This is a genomic window from Streptomyces sp. NPDC057486 (genome assembly GCF_042802415.1).
Lineage (GTDB): Bacteria > Actinomycetota > Actinomycetes > Streptomycetales > Streptomycetaceae > Streptomyces > Streptomyces yanii.
On the sequence record NZ_JBHVEE010000007.1, the window covers coordinates 98,623 to 116,247 of the forward strand.

Annotated in this window: 15 protein-coding genes; 11 read left to right on the forward strand and 4 right to left on the reverse strand. The window is 70.2% G+C overall.

Annotation, left to right across the window (positions count from 1 at the left end):
- The first annotated feature begins 280 nt into the window (after window positions 1–280).
- From ACFU6I_RS05975 to ACFU6I_RS05990, 4 genes are all read left to right on the forward strand, one after another.
- Complete coding sequence (locus tag ACFU6I_RS05975) at window positions 281–1,738, forward strand: hypothetical protein (protein WP_384362104.1); 1,458 nt, start codon at window positions 281–283, stop codon at window positions 1,736–1,738.
- Window positions 1,739–1,910: 172 nt separating this feature from the next.
- Window positions 1,911–3,365, forward strand: coding sequence for an alkaline phosphatase PhoX (locus tag ACFU6I_RS05980; protein ID WP_384362107.1), 1,455 nt, complete (start codon window positions 1,911–1,913; stop codon window positions 3,363–3,365).
- A 492-nt stretch (window positions 3,366–3,857) separates the two neighbouring features.
- The gene (locus ACFU6I_RS05985; protein WP_384362110.1) at window positions 3,858–5,438 is read left to right on the forward strand and encodes a TROVE domain-containing protein; all 1,581 of its coding nucleotides are present in this window, start codon (window positions 3,858–3,860) and stop codon (window positions 5,436–5,438) included.
- A 78-nt stretch (window positions 5,439–5,516) separates the two neighbouring features.
- The gene (locus tag ACFU6I_RS05990; RefSeq protein ID WP_384362113.1) at window positions 5,517–5,747 is read left to right on the forward strand and encodes a hypothetical protein; all 231 of its coding nucleotides are present in this window, start codon (window positions 5,517–5,519) and stop codon (window positions 5,745–5,747) included.
- A 109-nt stretch (window positions 5,748–5,856) separates the two neighbouring features.
- Here ACFU6I_RS05990 and ACFU6I_RS05995 read toward each other — a convergent pair whose 3' ends face one another.
- The 3 genes from ACFU6I_RS05995 to ACFU6I_RS06005 all read right to left on the reverse strand — a co-directional run bounded on the left by ACFU6I_RS05995 (window position 5,857) and on the right by ACFU6I_RS06005 (window position 8,338).
- Window positions 5,857–7,062, reverse strand: a complete 1,206-nt coding sequence (locus tag ACFU6I_RS05995; protein WP_384362116.1) for a TerD family protein — start codon at window positions 7,060–7,062, stop codon at window positions 5,857–5,859.
- Between the two features lie 36 nt (window positions 7,063–7,098).
- On the reverse strand, window positions 7,099–7,329 hold the full coding sequence (locus ACFU6I_RS06000; protein ID WP_384362119.1) for a hypothetical protein: 231 nt from the start codon (window positions 7,327–7,329) through the stop codon (window positions 7,099–7,101).
- Between the two features lie 199 nt (window positions 7,330–7,528).
- Complete coding sequence (locus tag ACFU6I_RS06005) at window positions 7,529–8,338, reverse strand: NAD-dependent epimerase/dehydratase family protein (protein ID WP_384362122.1); 810 nt, start codon at window positions 8,336–8,338, stop codon at window positions 7,529–7,531.
- Window positions 8,339–8,602: 264 nt separating this feature from the next.
- On the opposite strand from ACFU6I_RS06005, the gene ACFU6I_RS06010 reads away from it, so the two are divergent.
- Together ACFU6I_RS06010 and ACFU6I_RS06015 are read left to right on the forward strand one after the other, a co-directional pair.
- On the forward strand, window positions 8,603–9,577 hold the full coding sequence (locus tag ACFU6I_RS06010; RefSeq protein WP_384362125.1) for a 5-dehydro-4-deoxyglucarate dehydratase: 975 nt from the start codon (window positions 8,603–8,605) through the stop codon (window positions 9,575–9,577).
- A complete protein-coding gene (locus ACFU6I_RS06015; RefSeq protein ID WP_384362128.1) occupies window positions 9,574–10,752 on the forward strand; it encodes a hypothetical protein in 1,179 nt (392 codons plus the stop codon). Before ACFU6I_RS06010 ends, ACFU6I_RS06015 begins: the two co-directional genes overlap by 4 nt.
- Window positions 10,753–10,796: 44 nt before the next feature.
- Here ACFU6I_RS06015 and ACFU6I_RS06020 read toward each other — a convergent pair whose 3' ends face one another.
- Window positions 10,797–12,005 (reverse strand): MFS transporter, encoded by a 1,209-nt coding sequence (locus tag ACFU6I_RS06020; protein WP_384362131.1) that lies wholly within the window; start codon window positions 12,003–12,005, stop codon window positions 10,797–10,799.
- A 220-nt stretch (window positions 12,006–12,225) separates the two neighbouring features.
- Between ACFU6I_RS06020 and ACFU6I_RS06025 the strand changes: the two genes are divergently transcribed.
- The 5 genes from ACFU6I_RS06025 (at window position 12,226) to ACFU6I_RS06045 (ending at window position 17,518) form a co-directional block, all read left to right on the forward strand.
- A complete protein-coding gene (locus ACFU6I_RS06025; protein WP_384362134.1) occupies window positions 12,226–12,885 on the forward strand; it encodes a GntR family transcriptional regulator in 660 nt (219 codons plus the stop codon).
- A gap of 32 nt (window positions 12,886–12,917) precedes the next feature.
- Window positions 12,918–13,820 carry a dihydrodipicolinate synthase family protein gene (locus ACFU6I_RS06030; RefSeq protein ID WP_384362137.1) on the forward strand — a complete coding sequence of 301 codons (903 nt, stop codon included), beginning with the start codon at window positions 12,918–12,920 and terminating at the stop codon, window positions 13,818–13,820.
- On the forward strand, window positions 13,817–15,553 hold the full coding sequence (gene araD / locus ACFU6I_RS06035) for an L-arabinonate dehydratase (protein ID WP_384362226.1): 1,737 nt from the start codon (window positions 13,817–13,819) through the stop codon (window positions 15,551–15,553). The genes ACFU6I_RS06030 and araD overlap by 4 nt, the downstream gene beginning before the upstream one ends.
- Window positions 15,554–15,683: 130 nt before the next feature.
- Window positions 15,684–16,613 (forward strand): carbohydrate ABC transporter permease, encoded by a 930-nt coding sequence (locus ACFU6I_RS06040; RefSeq protein ID WP_384362140.1) that lies wholly within the window; start codon window positions 15,684–15,686, stop codon window positions 16,611–16,613.
- Complete coding sequence (locus tag ACFU6I_RS06045; RefSeq protein ID WP_384362143.1) at window positions 16,610–17,518, forward strand: carbohydrate ABC transporter permease; 909 nt, start codon at window positions 16,610–16,612, stop codon at window positions 17,516–17,518. Before ACFU6I_RS06040 ends, ACFU6I_RS06045 begins: the two co-directional genes overlap by 4 nt.
- Window positions 17,519–17,625 lie beyond the last annotated feature (107 nt).

The window sequence follows — 17,625 nt, forward strand, 5'->3', positions numbered from 1 at the left end:
GAAGGACGCTCAGGGGCTGCTCACGACCATGAAGGGCGGTAGCCGGAGCGAAGCCGATTTCTGCGTCAATCTCCAGATCGTGCACGGGAGTTGTCAAGGGTTCCCGGGAGGCCGTTCGCCGTCCTTTGCATGAACCAGGCGGGATCGGGCGAAAAGCGTCTACGCTTGAGCGGCCTGAGTCCGACCGGCACATGAGGGATGGGAGAAGGCACGTCCCCCCATGACCCCGCCCCCCGTCACCGGCCGGACTGAAACCCGTACGCCCGAGGAGAACCACCTGATGTCCGCAGAGCGTCCCACCCTGCCGCCGGTACGACTGCACACCGAGGCGGAGCTGGCACGGGACGCGCTCGTCGCGCCGCTGCTCGCCCGCGCAGTCCGGCTCGCCCGCTGGGCGGGACCGGAGACCCGGGTCGGCGCCGGTGGCGAGCTCGTCGAAGCACAGCTGCCCGCGGCGGCCGAGCACCTCGGGCTGGCGGCCGACGAGGACGGCGCGGCCGACGCCAGTGAGGCGTGGCGGCTCGCGGTCGACACCGGGCTCCTCGACGTCCATGACCCGGAGGGCGAAGCGGAGGGGGACGACGCGGAGGGAACCGTTTCCGCGGGCGAGAACCTGGGGCTGCTGACCGGTGGCTCCCCGCAGGACGTCCTCGCGATCTGGCTCGACGGCCTGGAGGCCGTGCACGCCGATGCCACCGCGCCCTTCTTCGACGACCTCACCGATCTCGTCGACGAGGACGGCTCGATCGACTTCGACGCCCTGGACTGGGACCCGGAGGCGGAAGCCGAATTCCTCGACGGCGTGCTCGGCAACCTGTACCTGCTCACGGTCGGCGACGGCGGCGACAGCGAGGCACCCGTCCCGCTGCCCGCGCTCGCCGCGTCGATGATCGTGCCCGACGACATGGACGAGCCCACCGACGACATCCTGGAGCAGGTGTCGGAGGCGATGATGCGCCTCGACGACCAGTTCCGGCTCCTCGAGCCGATCGGGCTCGTCGCCTACCAGCCGGTGGACGAGGCGTTGCTCGTCGAGGAGGCCGACCGGGCGCAGCCGCCCGCCGACGACGAGGACATCAGCCGGTACGGCATGGTGAAGCTGACCCCCCTCGGTCTGTACGGCATCCGGGCCCGGATGCTGGAGGCCGGTGTCGATGCCCCCGCGATCGGCGATCTCGCCGACAAGGGCGCCGACGCGCTGCTCGGCGGCGTCGCGTACTACCCGGAGCCGGCGGCCCGCAGCGAGGTCGAGCAGTGGCTCGCCCGCCGCGGTGCGGACGGCGCCGCGGCCGAGCTGCTGGACGCGGCACGCGGCGCGGACCAGCAGGCCCCGCTCCGTCGGCTGCACTGCCAGCAGGCGCTCGCCCTGGTCGGCGCGGAGGCGGAGCCCGCGGTCCGCGCGGTGCTCGACGACGCGGAGCTGGGCGGCCTCGCCCGGGTCTGGCTCGCGGAGCGCGGTGCGGCGGACGTGCCTGCGCCGCCGGAGGCGATGATCTTCTGGCTGGCCATCGACACGATTGCCGCGCAGCTGGAAGCGGACGGCGACCTGGACGAGCTCCAAGGGCTGGTCGAAGGGCTGTCCAGCCAGCACAGCGGATTCTTCGACCAGGCGTGGCGGGTGGAGCACCCGGCAACGGCGGACGTCCTGGAGGCGATGGGGCGGCTGCACGGCGACAAGAAGATGGCGAAGGACGCCCGCAAGGCGGCGTTCAAGGCGCGGTCGCGGTCGGGCGGCTGAAGCGGGACACGGCGGCCGGGGCGGGCAGCTGCGGGAATGCCGGTGCCGGCGACTTCGTGAAGGTGCACGGGAAGCGTGCCGTTCGAAGTCGCCGTCAGTTCAACTTCCGTTAGCGCAGGGGCGGGAGTGTGAGCCCGCAACCAACCCGCCCCAGCTGCTCCAGGAGTACGTGATGCCCTTCACTCGCAGGGAATTCACCAAGCAGTCCGCCCTCACCGGCGCCGGAATCGCCCTGACGGGTACCGTCGCCGCGCTGGCCACCGCCCCGGGCGCCCTTGCCGCCGAGGAATCCGGGCAGGGCCACGACGGCGATTCCGGTCACGGTCACAGCGACGAGCCCGGCTACGGGCCGCTGGTCGCCGACCCGAAGGGCATACTCGCGCTTCCCGCCGGATTCTCGTACCGCATCATCACGCACAGCGGTGTCACCAAGCTGGATTCCGGCGAGTACACCCCCTCCAACCACGACGGCACGGCCACCTTCGAGGGCCCGCGCGGTGTCACCCTGCTGGTCAACAACCACGAGCTGAGCGGCACCCGGGCCGGCTGGGAGCACCCGGTCCCGCTCGCCGAGGGTCTCGTCTACGACCCGATCGCCGCCGGTGGCTGCACCGTCGTCGAGACCCGCCGCGACGGCCAGACGGCCGAGTGGGTCGGCATCGCCGGCACGTCCACCAACTGCGCCGGTGGGGCCACCCCGTGGGGCACCTGGCTCACCTGTGAGGAGACCGAGGACAAGGCCGGCAAGAACGGTCTGCTCAAGGACCACGGCTACGTCTTCGAGGTCGACCCGTACGACAAGCGCGCCAACCGCGACCCGCGTCCCATCAAGGCGTTCGGCCGGTACGCCCACGAGGCCGTCGTCATCGACCCCAAGAGCGGCCACGCCTACCTGACCGAGGACGCGGCCGGTCCCAACGGGCTGCTCTACCGCTGGGTTCCGCCGCACGGCTTCAAGCACGGCCGCGGCAAGCTGCGCACGCTCGCCGACGACGCCGGTGTCCTCCAGGCCACCAAGTGCTTCGACAGCAGCGGTCAGTTCGTCGACGACCTGTCCCGCGCCACGAAGATCGGCACCGTGTACGGCGTGGACTGGGTCGACGTCGTCGACCGTGACGCCAAGACCGTCTCCGTGCGCAAGCAGTTCGGCAACCAGGACGTCACCCGTGCCCGCAAGCTCGAAGGCATGTGGTGGGGCGACGGCGGCGCGTACATCGTCTCCTCGTTCGCCCGCGCGGAGAGCCCCGTCCAGCACGACGGCCAGGTCTGGTTCTACGACCCGAAGCGCCGCACGCTGACGCTGAAGGTGCTCCTCGGGGTGAACGCCGACCCGGCGAAGGACGGCGCGTTCGACGGCCCGGACAACATCACCGTCTCGCCGTACGGCGGTCTGGTCATCGCCGAGGACGGCGAGGGCATCCAGCACCTCTTCGGGGCGACCGAGAGCGGCCGTACGTACCCGATCGCGCGCAACGAGCTGAACGCGGGCACGGCTGAGAAGCCGGAGTACAGCGAGTTCACCGGGGTCACCTTCTCGCCCGACGGGAAGACGCTGTTCGCCAACATCCAGACGCCCGGCATCATGCTCGCCATCACGGGCCCGTGGAAGCGCCAGCCGAACCGGTAACGCCGCCCGGACCGCTCCGGGGCTCCGATGAAAAGCCTTGGTGCGTCCGGAGGTTGATCCTCTAGGGTGCTGTCCGTGTCCAGGTGCGAAGGCAGGACCTACTTCCAAGGGGGAGATCGCGGGTTCGAGTCCCGCCGCCGGTTTTCCGACCGGTGTGGTTCAGGGGTGGAACGCCCTCGTCGGTTCCGCCGAATCCGATCTCTGGGCACAGACAATTTCACGCATTGCATGCACCTCCCGGTGCGCAGGCCGCGGCTACTTCTTCGAAACGAGTTCCGCCGTCGCCGAATCCGATCTCGGGAGGCGCAGCGCCGGGGTGCCCGGTGCGCAGGCGACGGCTACTTCATGTGAACTGACGGTTGCGGGTTCAAGTCCCGTCCGGCCACGGCCGGTAGCTCAACTGGGTAGAGCATCAGAAATGCCGTCGCCGACTCCTCTTCTCGGGCACCGCACGCGCTGTTCCTCCTCCGAATGAATTCGGGGGAATTCATCATGACCCGCTTCAACACCCGTACCACCAGGCCTCGTGTCGCCTCGCCCGTGCAGTCCACCGGGCGCACCGCGTCCACCCATCAGGGCGGCCGCGGATATCTTCGCGACAACCGCTCCGAGCTCTTTCTGCTCGCGGTCGCCAATTTCGTTTCGCAGGAGACCTTTTACGAGAACGCCGAGCAGCGCGACAGCCGTTTCGTGGAGCTGGTGCGTATCCTCGCCGTCGGCGACCCCGAGTGGACCGCCGGTCTGCTGGGGTGGCTGCGCCGCGAGGGCGGGATGCGGACCGCGTCGATCGTCGGCGCCGCCGAATACGTGAAGGCGCGGCTCGACGCGGGTGCCGAGGACGGACCGTCCAACCGGCAGGTCGTCGACTCCGTCCTGCTGCGCGCCGACGAGCCCGGTGAGCTGCTCGGGTACTGGACCTCGCGGTACGGCCGCGCCGTGCCGAAGCCCGTCAAGCGCGGGATCGCCGATGCCGTACGCCGTCTCTACCACGCGACATCGCTGCTCAAGTACGACACCGCGTCCAAGGGCTACCGCTTCGGTGACATCCTGAACCTGGTGCACGCCGTGCCCGACCCGGAAAAGGCAGGGCAGGGCGAGCTGTTCCGTTACGCGCTCGATCGCAGGCACCACCCGGAGGCGGCGGTTCCGCCCGCCTCGAACCGCATCCTCACCGCCCACCGCGCGCTGATGGAGCTGCCGGTCGAGGAGCGGCGGGCCGTCGTGACCGCACCCGGCGGGGCCGATCGACTGGCCGCGGCAGGCATGACGTGGGAGGCACTCGCGGGGTGGCTGCAGGGGCCGATGGACGCCGCGGCCTGGGAGGCGGTCATCCCGTCGATGGGGGCGATGGCGCTCGTTCGCAATCTGCGGAACTTCGACGAGGCCGGTGTCTCGGACGAGGTCGCCGCCCAGGTGGCGGCGAAGATCTCCGACCCGGCCGTGGTCGCCGCATCGCGGCAGTTCCCGTTCCGCTATCTCGCGGCGTACCGGCACGCTCCGTCGCTGCGGTGGGCCTACCCGCTGGAGCAGGCGCTCGGCCATTCGCTGGCGCGTGTCCCCGCCCTGCGCGGGCGGACGCTGATCCTGGTCGACCGCTCGGGCTCGATGTGGTCGCCCCTCTCGGACCGCTCCCAGCTCAACCGGGCCGACGCCGCCGCGATCTTCGGTGCGGCGCTGGCGCTGCGGGCCGACGAGGCCGATCTGGTGCAGTTCGGCACGAACAGCGCATCAGTCGCGTACCGGAAGGGCGAGTCCGTCCTGAAGGTCCTGGAGCGCTTCGGTGACCTCGGCGGCACCAACACCGCGGAGGCGGTGCGTCGGCACTTCCGCAAGCACGACCGCGTACTGATCGTCACCGACGAGCAGGCGTCGTTCTCGTACGCCGCGGATGCCACCACGGCCGTGCCGTCCGACGTGCCCGTCTACACCTGGAACCTGGCCGGATACCGGGTCGGTCACGCCCCGTCGGGAAGCGCGAACCGCCACACCTTCGGGGGGCTTTCGGACGCGGCATTCCGCATGGTGCCCCTGCTCGAAGCGGGTAGGGACGCCGACTGGCCCTGGAATCGCTGATCACGAATCCGGCACCAGTGCGCCCCCGGGAGTGGTCGGGCATGGCGTCGGGCGTTCCCAGGGCGCATACTCGAGGTAATGAATCAGTCAGCCGGATCCCGGCGTTACCTGCCTTCCAGTCCCTTCAACCGCCCGGCCCAGGCGGCCCCACCGGTCGAATTGTTCGATGTGGGCGACAGGGTGTCGCACGACCAGTTCGGACTCGGCCGAGTCCTTGCTGTCGAGGGCGACAACGACGCAGTGCTCATTGACTTCTCGGGGCGACAGGGGAGGATCCTGAGCCCGTACTCCAAGCTGACCAAGCTCTGAGAGGGGCGGCGAGCGCGCGCAGGGTCCGCGTCCCCGTCACGCTCTCCGGCTTCAGGGGCACCTGCACCCGCAGGTGCCCCTGAAGGCGTGCCAGGGGCTTTTCGCAGCCCTACAGCGCCTGGGCGGCGGGCTTGACCATGCCGCGGACGGTGCGCGACTTCACGAAGTCACCCATCGCCGTCATTTCCCACTCGCCGGAGAACTGCTTGATCAGCTTCGCCATCATCACGCCGGTCTGCGGCTCGGCGCCGGTCAGGTCGAAGCGGACCAGCTCCTCATCGGTCGTCGCGTCGACCAGCCGGCAGTAGGCCTTGGCGACCTCGGTGAACTTCTGGCCGGTGAACGAATTGACCGTGAAGACCAGCCCGGTCGCCTCCGGGGGGATCCGGCCGAGGTCCACGACGATCACCTCGTCGTCGCCCGCGCCCTCACCCGTGAGGTTGTCACCGGAGTGCTTGATCGCGCCGTTCAGGATGGAGAGCTTGCCGAAGTAGCAGCTGTCCAGGTGGTTCCGGTTGGGGCCGTAGGCGATCACCGAGGCATCGAGGTCGATGTCCTTGCCGCGGAACGCGGGCTCCCATCCGAGCCCCATCTTGACCTGCGAGAGCAGCGGGCGGCCGCCCTTGACCAGGGAGACCGTCTGGTTCTTCTGGAGGCTGACCCGGCCCTTGTCGAGGTTGATCTTGCCGGATCCGGTGGGCGCCGGAGCGGCAGCCGGCGGCGCGGCCGGGACCGGAGGAGCGGCGATCCGCGGGTCCACGGGGGCGGCGGCGGGCACCGGGGGTGCGACCGGGGCGGGCGCGGCGGCCGGCTCCTCCTCGACCGAGACGCCGAAGTCCGTGGCGATGCCGGCCAGCCCGTTCGCATAGCCCTGGCCGACCGCGCGGGCCTTCCAGGCGCCGTTGCGGAGATAGACCTCGATGACCACGAGCGCTGTCTCGGCGCCCAGCCGGGGCGGGGTGAAGGTGGCGAGGACGCTGCCGTCGTCCGCATTGCGCACGGTGGCGGTGGGCTCGATGCCCTGGAAGGTCTGGCCCGCCGCGTCCGGGCTGGCCGTGACGACGATCTTCTCGATGCCGGGCGGCACCGCGGTGGTGTCCACCACGATCGCGTCCGGCGCCGTGCCGCCGCCTGAGCGGTAGGTCACGCCCGGGCCCGTGGGCTGGTTGTAGAAGATGAAGTCGTCGTCGGAACGCACCTTGCCGTCGACGGTGAGCAGCAGGCCCGAGACGTCGAGCCGCACAGGGGCGGTGACGTCCACCACCACACGGGCGGCGGAGAGAGGGATGTTCGAGCCAGGTGTCATAGCGGTCATGCACGGGGTAACGAACGACCCGGCTTTGCCGTTCCCTTACCTTCGACCGGGTTGGTTGCGGGGGTGGCTGCGGGCCGTCCGCTCGTTGCCGTGCTTGTACGCGCCGGTCCAGCGGGCCATCACCAGCTGGGCGTCCCCGGACGCCACCTCGGCCAGGAACTTCTCCGCCCGGCTGCCGCGCAGGGTTCCCGCGGGGCGGCCGTGATGAGTGAGGGTGACGCTCGCGTCGGCGTGCCGCTCGTACTGGAATCCGGATGGTTTCGGCATGAATCCGCATTCTGCCCGGTGCACGGGTGTGACGTCGCGCGAATATCGACGCCGCGCGTGGGCGAGCGCACCGCGTTCTGCGGACCGCGGCCGCGCAGAGCGGACAAGGAGCCGGGCCGCCGTCTCCTGTTCTTCGAGGAGCCCGGTCCGTATCCCGCAGGCGCGGCCGGAGCCCTTCGTTCTCGTTCCTCGGGTCGGGTCAGTACGGCCAGATCGGCGGGTCGGTGACGAAGTGTCCGCCGAGATGGGCATGGTCCGGGTTGTCCGGGTCGAGTTCGCCCTGTTCGGCGACGAGCTTCTCCGCGTACTGCTCCGAGTCGTCCTGCGGTTCGTATCCCAGCGACCGGGCCGTCGTCAGGTCCCACCACAGACGGGTGTTGTCGGAGGAGCCGTAGACGACGGTGTGGCCGACGTCCTCGGCGGTGAGCGCGGCGTGGAGGAGCCGGGCGCCGTCGCCGGGGCTCATCCAGACCGACAGCATCCGTACCGATGTCGGCTCCATGAAACATGAGCCGATGCGTACGGAAACGGTCTCCATGGCGTGCCTGTCCCAGTAGAGCTGGGCGAGGTCCTCGCCGAAGGACTTGGAGAGGCCGTAGAAGGTGTCGGGGCGGCGCGGTGTGTCGATCGTGATCAGCGGGTCGCCGGGGAGCGGGCGCGGGTGGTAGCCGATGGCGTGGTTGGAGGAGGCGAAAACGATGCGTCGGACGCCTTCCTCGCGCGCCGCCTCGTAGAGGTTGTACGTCCCCTCGATGTTGGCCCGCAGGATCTTGTCGAAGGAGGATTCCAGCGAGATGCCCGCGAGGTGGATGATCGCGTCGACGCCCCGCACGGCCTCCCGCAGCGCTTCCCTGTCGCCGAGGTCGGCCGTGATCGCGTCCGGCGCTCCCTCGATCGGGGCGACATCGAAGAGGCGGAGCTCGTAGCCGTACGCGGGCAGCAGTCCGCGCATCAGGGTGCCGAGGCCGCCGGCGGCGCCGGTGAGCAGGACGGTGCGGGGAGCGGGCATGCGCGGATCTCCTCGGTGCATACATATGTGCGACACATCAAATGCATGGCCAGTATTCACATGCATGGACACGCTAGGAAGTGCGGTCGCATCGCGTCAAGTGTCGCGCACCTCGCGCGCGGCGGAGAAGATCGGTGCGACTCCGGCTCCGTGGCGCGCGCTCCCTTCTTGACCTGCGCCGCGCGGCTGCCTTAGCGTGACCGTGTTCATGAATATGGACACCGATCAGAATTGTGCACGCTTGAACCTGCTCAGGGAGCGCACGTGACCTCAGCCCCCCTTGCCGCCCGACTCACCCATGTCGCCGGGCCGCTCTTCTTCCCCGTCACCGCCTACGGACCGGATGGCGCCGTGGACCTCGACGCCTTCCGCGCGCATGTGCGCAGCGGGATCGACGCAGGTGCGGCTGCCGTCTTCGCCTGCTGCGGCACGGGCGAGTTCCATGCGCTGGCGCCGGAGGAGTTCCGGCTCGTCGTCGCCGCGGCGGTCGAGGAGACCGCCGGGGAGGTGCCCGTCGTCGCCGGCGCCGGATACGGCACGGCCCTCGCGATCCAGTACGCGAAGCTCGCCGAGGAGGCGGGCGCGGACGGACTCCTCGCCATGCCCCCGTATCTGGTCTTCGCCGACCAGGAGGGGCTGCTCGGCCACTACGCGGCGCTGGCCGCCGCCACCGGTCTGGAGACGATCGTCTACCAGCGCGACAACGCCGTCTTCACCCCGGAGACCGTCGTCGCCCTGGCCCGGACGCCCGGCATCATCGGCCTCAAGGACGGCTACGGCGATCTCGACCTGATGCAGCGCATCGTCAGCGCCGTCCGTACCGAACTGCCCGGCCAGGACTTCCTGTACTTCAACGGGCTGCCCACCGCCGAGCTCACCGGCCTCGCCTACCGCGGCATCGGCGTCACGCTCTACTCCTCCGCCGTCTTCGCCTTCGCGCCCGACATCGCCCTCGCCTTCTACCGGGCGCTGGAATCCGGCGACGACGAGCTGGTCAACGCACTGCTCGACCACTTCTACCGGCCGCTCGTCGAACTGCGCGCCAAGGGCCGCGGCTATGCCGTCTCACTGGTGAAGGCTGCCGTCCGGCTGGAGGGCCTGGCGGTCGGCGACGTCCGCAGCCCGCTCACGGAGCCGCCCGCCGCCCACGTCGAGGAGCTGGCCGCGATCATCGAGCGCGGCCGCGCCCTGCTGGAGAAGTACGGGCAGGAAGAGGCTGCGTCCGGGGAGCGCGGATGAGGTCCTCCGCCTTCCTCTACCCCTGGGACGTCGTCGGGGACCCGGGCGCGGCAGCCCGGGTCGCAGACCTCGGCGTCCAGCAGGTGACACTCGCCGCCGCCTACCACTCCACCCGGGCGCTGACCCCGCGTCATCCCGGTCGCCGGATCGTCACCGCCGAGCACGCCGCGGTGCTGTACCCGCCGGACCCCGGGCGGTGGGCGGGGCGCGAGCTGCGCCCCCACGCGCAGTCCTGGGTGGCCTCGGACGATGCGTACGCCGAGGCCGCTCAGGCGCTGACGGACGCCGGTCTGGAGGTGCACAGCTGGGTGGTTCTCGCGCACAACTCCCGTCTGGGCGCGGAACATCCGGACACCTCGGTGGTCAACGCGTACGGTGACCGCTACCCCTGGGCGCCCTGCATCGCGCAGCCCGCGGTCCGCGCGTACCTCGTGGACCTGGCCGCGGAGGCGGCGGTGCGCGACGGCGCGCGCGGCACCGAACTGGAGTCCTGCGGCTGGTACGGCTTCGCGCATCTGCACGCCCACGACAAGATCGCGGGAGTCGGGCTCGGGGACGCGGCGCAGTACCTGATGTCGCTCTGCTTCTGTCCCGACTGCCGGACCGGCTACACCGAACACGGCTTGGACCCGGACGAGTTGAGCGGCGCCGTGCGTGCGGCCCTGGAGCCCGCCTGGGCCGGTTCCGGTTCCGCGGAGGCAGGCTGGTCGGGGGTCGAGAAGCTTCTCGGCGCCGATCTCGCCGCCGCCACTCTCCAGTGGCGCGGCCGGGTCGCCCGTACGCTCCAGGAGTCCGCGGTCGCCGCGGTGCGTGCGGCGGCCGGAGCGGGCTTCCAGGTGCTGCTGCACGCCGACCCCGCCCCGTACCGCTCCGGTGCGAACGTCGGTGTCGACCCGCAGCACATCATGGGCGTGGCGGACGGTGTGGTGCTGCCCTGCACGGGCGGTGACGCCCGGCGCGAGACGTATCTCGGCCCGTTCGCCGGACGTCAGGGGGTGGTGGCCGCCAACTTCACCGTGGTCACCGGCATGGGCGGCAGCCCCGCCACGCTGGAGCGTGACGCCGTTCACGCGGCCTCGCTCGGCGCGAACCAACTGCGCCTGTACCACGCCGGGTTGGCATCCGACCCGGACATCGGGGCCGTCGCCGAGGCGCTTTCACGCCTCGGTCGATGACGGACGCGGACCGGTGGGGGTGCCCGTCAGTCATCCCCGAACTCTCAACTCCGTTCGAGCAGGGGAGACCCCGCTCGCCGGTCCGTGACCAGCAGGACCGCCGTCAGCAGGCCCGCCGCACCGATGAGCGGCAGCAGCACCCGGATGTCCAGCACGGCGACCAGCCCCGCGCCGAGCGCCAGCGCCACCGCGTTCGGCACCATCATCAGTGAGTTGGCGGTCGCGCTGGTGCGGCCCAGGACCCGGTCCGGCGTCTCCCGCTGCACCGCCGTCATCGCGGCGATCAGTACACACGGCAGCCCCGCCCCGATCGCGGCGCTCGCGACCAGCGCCACCGCGTCGTACGGCAGCGCCCGCACCCCCACCGCCAGCGCGAACAGGGCGATCCCGGCCGCGGTGAACACCCGCTCCGGCAGGCGCCGCAGCAGTGGGCCGGCCAGCAGCCCGGCCGCGATCGACCCGCCGCCCTGCACCGCGTACAGCACGCCCGCGTACGTGGGGGAGTGCCCGAGCCCGTCGTCGACGACCGCGTAGAGCGCGGCCCCGTTGAGCCCGGCGCACAGCATCGTCGCCGCACCCGCAAGCACCAGCGGCCGCAGCACCGCTGACCCCCACACCTGTCGGATTCCCGCCGCCAGTTCACCCCGTCGGTCCGTGCGGGCGGGCCGGGCCGGCTCCCGTACCCGCAACAGTGCGTAGACCCCGGCGGCCAGGGCGAACGACGCCGCGTCGAGGAGCGCCACCGCGCCGCCGCCGAACCTCGCGTACAGCCCGGCGCCGGTCAGTGGTGCGAGGAGCTTCATGCCCTCGTTCGCGATCATCCGGAACCCGTTGAAGTCGCCGAGCAGCCGGGGATCGACGGTGTGCGCGACGAGCGCCGACTCGGCCGAGTCCATCAGCACACCGCTCACGCCGTACAGCACGAGCACCGCGAAGAGGATCCAGATCCGCTCCGCCGAATCGATCGCGAGCAGCGAGGTGAGCAGCCCCGCCATGGTGAGACTGGCCCCGATCAGCAAGGGTTTGCGGGGCAACCGGTCGGCGACCGCGCCGAGTGCGGGACCGGTCAGCACGGGAAGCCACATGGCGAACACGGCGAGCGCCGCCAGGCTGTCCGACCCGGTGAGGGACTTGACCCAGATCCCGCCGGTGAGCCACATCGCGGACGTCCCGAAGCCGGAGACCACCACCGCCGTCAGATACAGCCCGGCGTTGCGGTCCCGCAGCACCTTTCCTGCCGCCGCCCCTGCCATCGCGCCTCCCGTACGTCGTTGACCTGCGGTTCCGTCAGGAACTCATGCTGGCGACTAAGGACGGGCCGGGGCATCGGGCAGATGCCCTACACCGAGGTCGTCGAAAAGTTCTTCTGTCAGAAGCGTTGACGAAACATTCGGCCCACCTCTAGCTTCATCGCGTCGTACTTCGTACGTCATATATGAGACGCGATACGTGAGATGCGAGAGCCCTTCACCCATGACCTTTGCGCCCACCCCGATTCCGTCCCGCACCCAGTACGTGCTGGAGGCGATCAAGCACGCGATCCTCACGGCGCAGCTGAGACCAGGGCAGGCGCTCGTCGAGACCGAACTCGCCGCACAGTTCGGGGTCTCCAAGACCCCGGTGCGTGAGGCGCTGAAGACCCTCGCCGGTACCGGGCTCGTCGTCATGAGCCAGTACAAGGGCGTCACCGTGCGGCTTGTCGACGCGGAGATGGCCCGCGAGGTGTACGACGTACGGCTGCTCCTCGAGCCGGAGGCGCTGCGCCGCTCCATCACGCGCAGGGCCTCGCTCGACGCGGCCCAGGAAGCCCTGGAGCGGGCCGACTCCGCCGGTGACAAGGCCGACCGGTCGCTCGCCAACCGCGACTTCCACCGGGCGCTGTACCTGCCCTGCGGCAACCCACTGCTGGCCCGGATGCTCGACGAGGTCCGCGACCAGGCGGCGCTCGTGTCGACCGTGGCCTGGGCGACGACCCCGTCCTGGGAGCGGGAGGCGGCCGAGCACCGGGAGATCCTGCGGCTCGCGCTCGCCGACGACGCGGACGCCGCGGCCGCGGCCCTGCGCGATCACATCGCGTCGTTCGTCAGCCGCGCCTTCCCCGCCGGAGTGCAGACCGAGGGGGACGGGGCGTGAACCACCAGCACACCGACGAAAGGCCTGTCCGCATGGACCTCACACCGCTGAAGGCGGCCCTCGCAGATGTCGTGGCGATCCCGGTGACCCCGTTCGCCGCGGACGGAACCATCGACACGGCCGCCCACCGCGCCCTGCTGCGGCGGCTCCTCGACGGCGGTGTACGCATCCTCACCCCGAACGGCAACACCGGGGAGTTCTATGCGCTCACCCCCGAGGAGCGGCGCACCGTCACCGAGCTGACCATCGACGAGGTGGGCGGCCGTGCCACGATCCTGGTCGGGGTCGGGCACGACGTGCCGACCGCTGTGGCCGCGGCCGAGCACGCCCGCGACGCCGGCGCCGAAATGGTGATGGTCCATCAGCCCGTCCACCCGTACGTCTCGCAGGAAGGCTGGGTCGACTACCACCGGGCGATCGCCGAAGCCGTCCCCGGGCTCGGCGTCGTCCCGTACATCCGCAACCCGCAGCTCGGCGGGGAGGCACTCGCCGGGCTCGCCGACAGCTGCCCCAACGTCATCGGTGTGAAGTACGCCGTCCCGGACGTCACACGGTTCGCCGCCTTCGCCCGGGACGCGGGACTGGACCGGTTCGTCTGGATCGCCGGTCTCGCCGAGCTGTACGCGCCGGCCTACTTCTCCGCCGGCGCCACCGGCTTCACCTCCGGACTCGTCAATGTGGCTCCCGGGGTCTCGCTCGCCATGCTGGAGGCGCTGCGGGCCGGCGACCACGCGGCGGCGATGAAGGTCTGGGAGCGGATCCGCCGCTTCGAGGAACTGCGCGCCGACCGTCAGTCCGCCAACAATGTGACGGTCGTCAAGGAGGCCCTGGCCTCGCTCGGACTCTGCCGCCGCGATGTCCGCCCGCCCAGCCGGGAGCTGCCGCAGGCGCAGCGCGACGAGGTCGCCGACGAGGTCGCCGGGTGGTCGATATGACGGGCGAGGACGGAAGGATCGGGTCCGAGGAGCTGCGCAGCCACCAGTGGTACGGGACGGACGGGCTGCGTTCGTTCAGTCACCGGGCCCGCACCCGGCAGCTCGGCTACCTCCCCGAGGAGCATCTCGGCAAGCCGGTCATCGCGATCCTCAACACCTGGTCCGACATCAACCCCTGCCATGTCCATCTGCGCGACCGCGCGCAGGCGGTCAAGCGGGGCGTCTGGCAGGCGGGTGGATTCCCGCTCGAATTCCCGGTCTCCACCCTCTCGGAGACGTTCCAGAAGCCGACCCCGATGCTCTACCGCAACATGCTCGCGATGGAGACGGAGGAGCTGCTCCGCTCCTACCCCGTCGACGGCGCCGTGCTGATGGGCGGCTGCGACAAGTCGACGCCCGCGCTGCTGATGGGCGCCGCGTCCGTCGACCTGCCGACCGTCTTCGTGCCGGCCGGACCGATGCTGCCGGGGCACTGGCGCAACGAGGTCCTCGGCTCCGGCACCGACATGTGGAAGTACTGGGACGACAAGCGGGCCGGGCTCATCGGCGACTGCGAGATGGGCGAGCTGGAGAACGGACTTGCGCGTTCGCCCGGCCACTGCATGACGATGGGTACGGCGTCCACCCTGACGGCCGCCGCCGAAGCGCTCGGTGTCACGGTGCCGGGAGCCTCGTCGATCCCGGCGGTGGACTCCGGGCACGACCGGATGGCGGCGCAGTCCGGGCTCCGGATCGTCGAACTGGTGTGGCGGCAGCGGAAGCTGTCGTCGATCCTCACCGCGGAGGCGTACGAGGACGCGGTCGCCACCGTCCTCGCGCTCGGCGGCTCCACCAACGCCGTCATCCATCTGATCGCCATGGCGGGCCGCTCGGGAGTGAAGCTCACCCTCGACGACTTCGACCGGATCGCCCGCACGGTCCCCGTCCTCGCCAACCTCCGCCCCGGCGGGGCGTACCTGATGGAGGACTTCCACTTCGCCGGCGGGCTGCCCGGATTCCTGGCCCGGCTGACCGACGTACTCCACCTGGACCGGCCGACGGTCTCGTGCGACACGCTCCGCGAGCAGCTCGACGGGGCGCTCGTGCACAACTCCGATGTCATCCGGGAGCGGGACAACCCTCTCGCCGAGGAGGGCGGCGTGGCGGTGCTGCGCGGCAACCTCTGCCCCGACGGCGCGGTCATCAAGCACATCGCCGCCGAACCGGAACTGCTGCGGCACACCGGACCCGCGGTCGTCTTCGACGACTACAAGGAGATGCAGCGCACCATCAACGACCCGGCGCTCGCCCTCACCCCGGACCATGTCCTGGTGCTCCGCAACGCCGGACCCAAGGGCGGCCCCGGGATGCCCGAGTACGGCATGCTGCCGATCCCCGACTATCTGTTGAAGCAGGGCGTTCGGGACATGGTGCGGATCTCCGACGCCCGGATGAGCGGCACCAGTTACGGGGCGTGCGTGCTGCACATCGCCCCCGAGTCGTACGTCGGCGGGCCGCTCGCGCTCGTCCGCACCGGTGACCTGATCACCCTGGACGTCGAGGCGCGCCTGCTCCATCTCGACGTGCCGGACGAGGAGCTGGAGCGCCGGCGGGCCGCCTGGACGCCGCCGGCCACCCGGTACGAGCGCGGTTACGGCGCGCTCTACCACGACCAGATCACCCAGGCCGACACCGGCTGTGACTTCGCCTTCCTGGCCCGGCAGGGAGAAGTGCCCGACCCGTACGCGGGCTGACCGCCCCACCGAGAATTCCGGCGCACCACCTGTTCGACATACCGAACAGCATGCGGTAAGCGCTTGCGCACTCCACGCACCGCCGTCACCCGCACCACCACCCGCACCTCCCTCAGAACGGAGACGTGTCATGGCCCAAGCCACCGCCGTGGCCACACCGCCCAAGGTGCCCCGGCGCCGCTCCGCGAACCCCCGCCGACTGCCTTATCTGCTCATCGCCCCCGCGGGGCTGCTGATGCTGGGCTTCATCGCCTACCCGGTGGTCAGCGTCTTCTACTACAGCCTGCAGAACTACAACGTCACCAAGCCGTGGCGGAACGGCTTCGCCGGCTTCGACAACTTCACCCGGATCTTCACCGACGACGACCAGTTCTGGACGACGCTCGGCTTCAGCGCCCAGTGGGTCGTCACCCAGGTCGCGCTCCAGCTCACGCTCGGCCTGGCGCTGGCCCTCATCGTCAACCAGACCTTTATCGGCCGGGGCATCTCCCGCGCCATGGTCTTCTCCCCGTGGGCCGTCTCCGGCGTGCTGACCAGCACCATCTGGATCCTGCTCTACAACTCCTCGACCGGCTTCAGCCGTTACCTCACGGACGCCGGGATCGGCGACTACGGCACCTCGGTGCTCTCGGACACCGGCACCGTCTTCTGGGCCGCGACCGTCGCCGAACTCTGGCGCGGGGTCCCCTTCTTCGCCATCCTCATCCTCGCCGACCTGCAGTCCGTCTCCAAGGAGCTGTACGAGGCGGCAGCGGTCGACGGCGCCGGACGGATGCGTCAGTTCTTCCACATCACCCTGCCGCACCTGCGGGACGCGATCATCCTCTCCACGCTGCTGCGCGGCGTCTGGGAGTTCAACAACGTCGACCTGCTCTACACCCTCACCGGCGGCGGACCGGCCGGCGAGACCACCACCCTGCCGCTCTACGTCGCCAACACCGGCATCGAGGGCCACGACTTCGGCTACGCCTCCGCGCTCACCACCGTCGCCTTCGTGATCCTCCTCTTCTGCTCGATCGTCTACCTGCGCCTGAGCAAGTTCGGAGGCGACCACAAGTGACTGCCGCACTCGCCGAGAAGCACACCGAAACCGTCGCGGAGCCCGCACGGGAAACCCCGCCGCCCACCGTGCGCCGCCGCAGGCGTGAGCGCGCCTTCGACGACGTACCCCGCTGGCAGATCTACGTGCCGCTGGGCATCTATCTGCTCTTCACCCTCATCCCGTTCTACTGGATGTTCCTCTTCGCCGTCCGGCCCACCGGATCCACCTCGCTCGTGCCGTGGCCGATGACGGGGGAGCACTTCTCGAAGGTCTGGACCGAGCGCAGCTTCGCCGTCTTCTTCCAGAACAGCATGATCGTCGGCGTCTGCACGCTGATCGCCACCACGCTCGTCGCCCTCGCCGGCGGATACGCCCTGGCCCGGTTCGACTTCCGGATCAAGAACGGCTTCATGCTGGCGCTGCTCTGCTCGCAGTTCATCCCGGGCGCCCTGATGCTCGTACCGCTCTTCGAGATCTTCAAGAACCTCCAGATGATCAACTCCCTGGGGAGCGTCGTCATCGCCGAGACGGTCTTCCAGCTGCCGCTCTCCATCATCCTGATCAGCGGTTTCATCAAGAACGTCCCGGCCACGCTGGAAGAGGCGGCCTGGGTGGACGGCTGCTCGCGCTTCCGGGCCTTCTGCGCGGTGGTGCTGCCGCTGCTGCGGCCCGGACTGATCGCCGTCGGCTCCTTCGCCTTCGTGCACAGCTGGAACCACTTCCTGTTCGCCCTGATGTTCCTCAGCGAGCAGGACAAGCAGACGATCCCGGTCGGCCTGAACACCCTCATCGGCGCGGACAGCGTCGACCTGGGGGCGCTCGCCGCGGGTGGCGTGATCGCCGCGGTCCCCGTGGTGATCGTCTTCGCCTTCATCCAGAAGTGGCTGATCACCGGCTTCAGTGCCGGTGCCGTGAAGGGCTGACAGCCCTTCCGCAGCGCCCTGCCGCCCCCGTTCTGCCCGGTCGAGGAGACCTCCCCCGATGACCACAACTCCCTCAACACCGCCTACACGTAAAAGACTCGTACGAC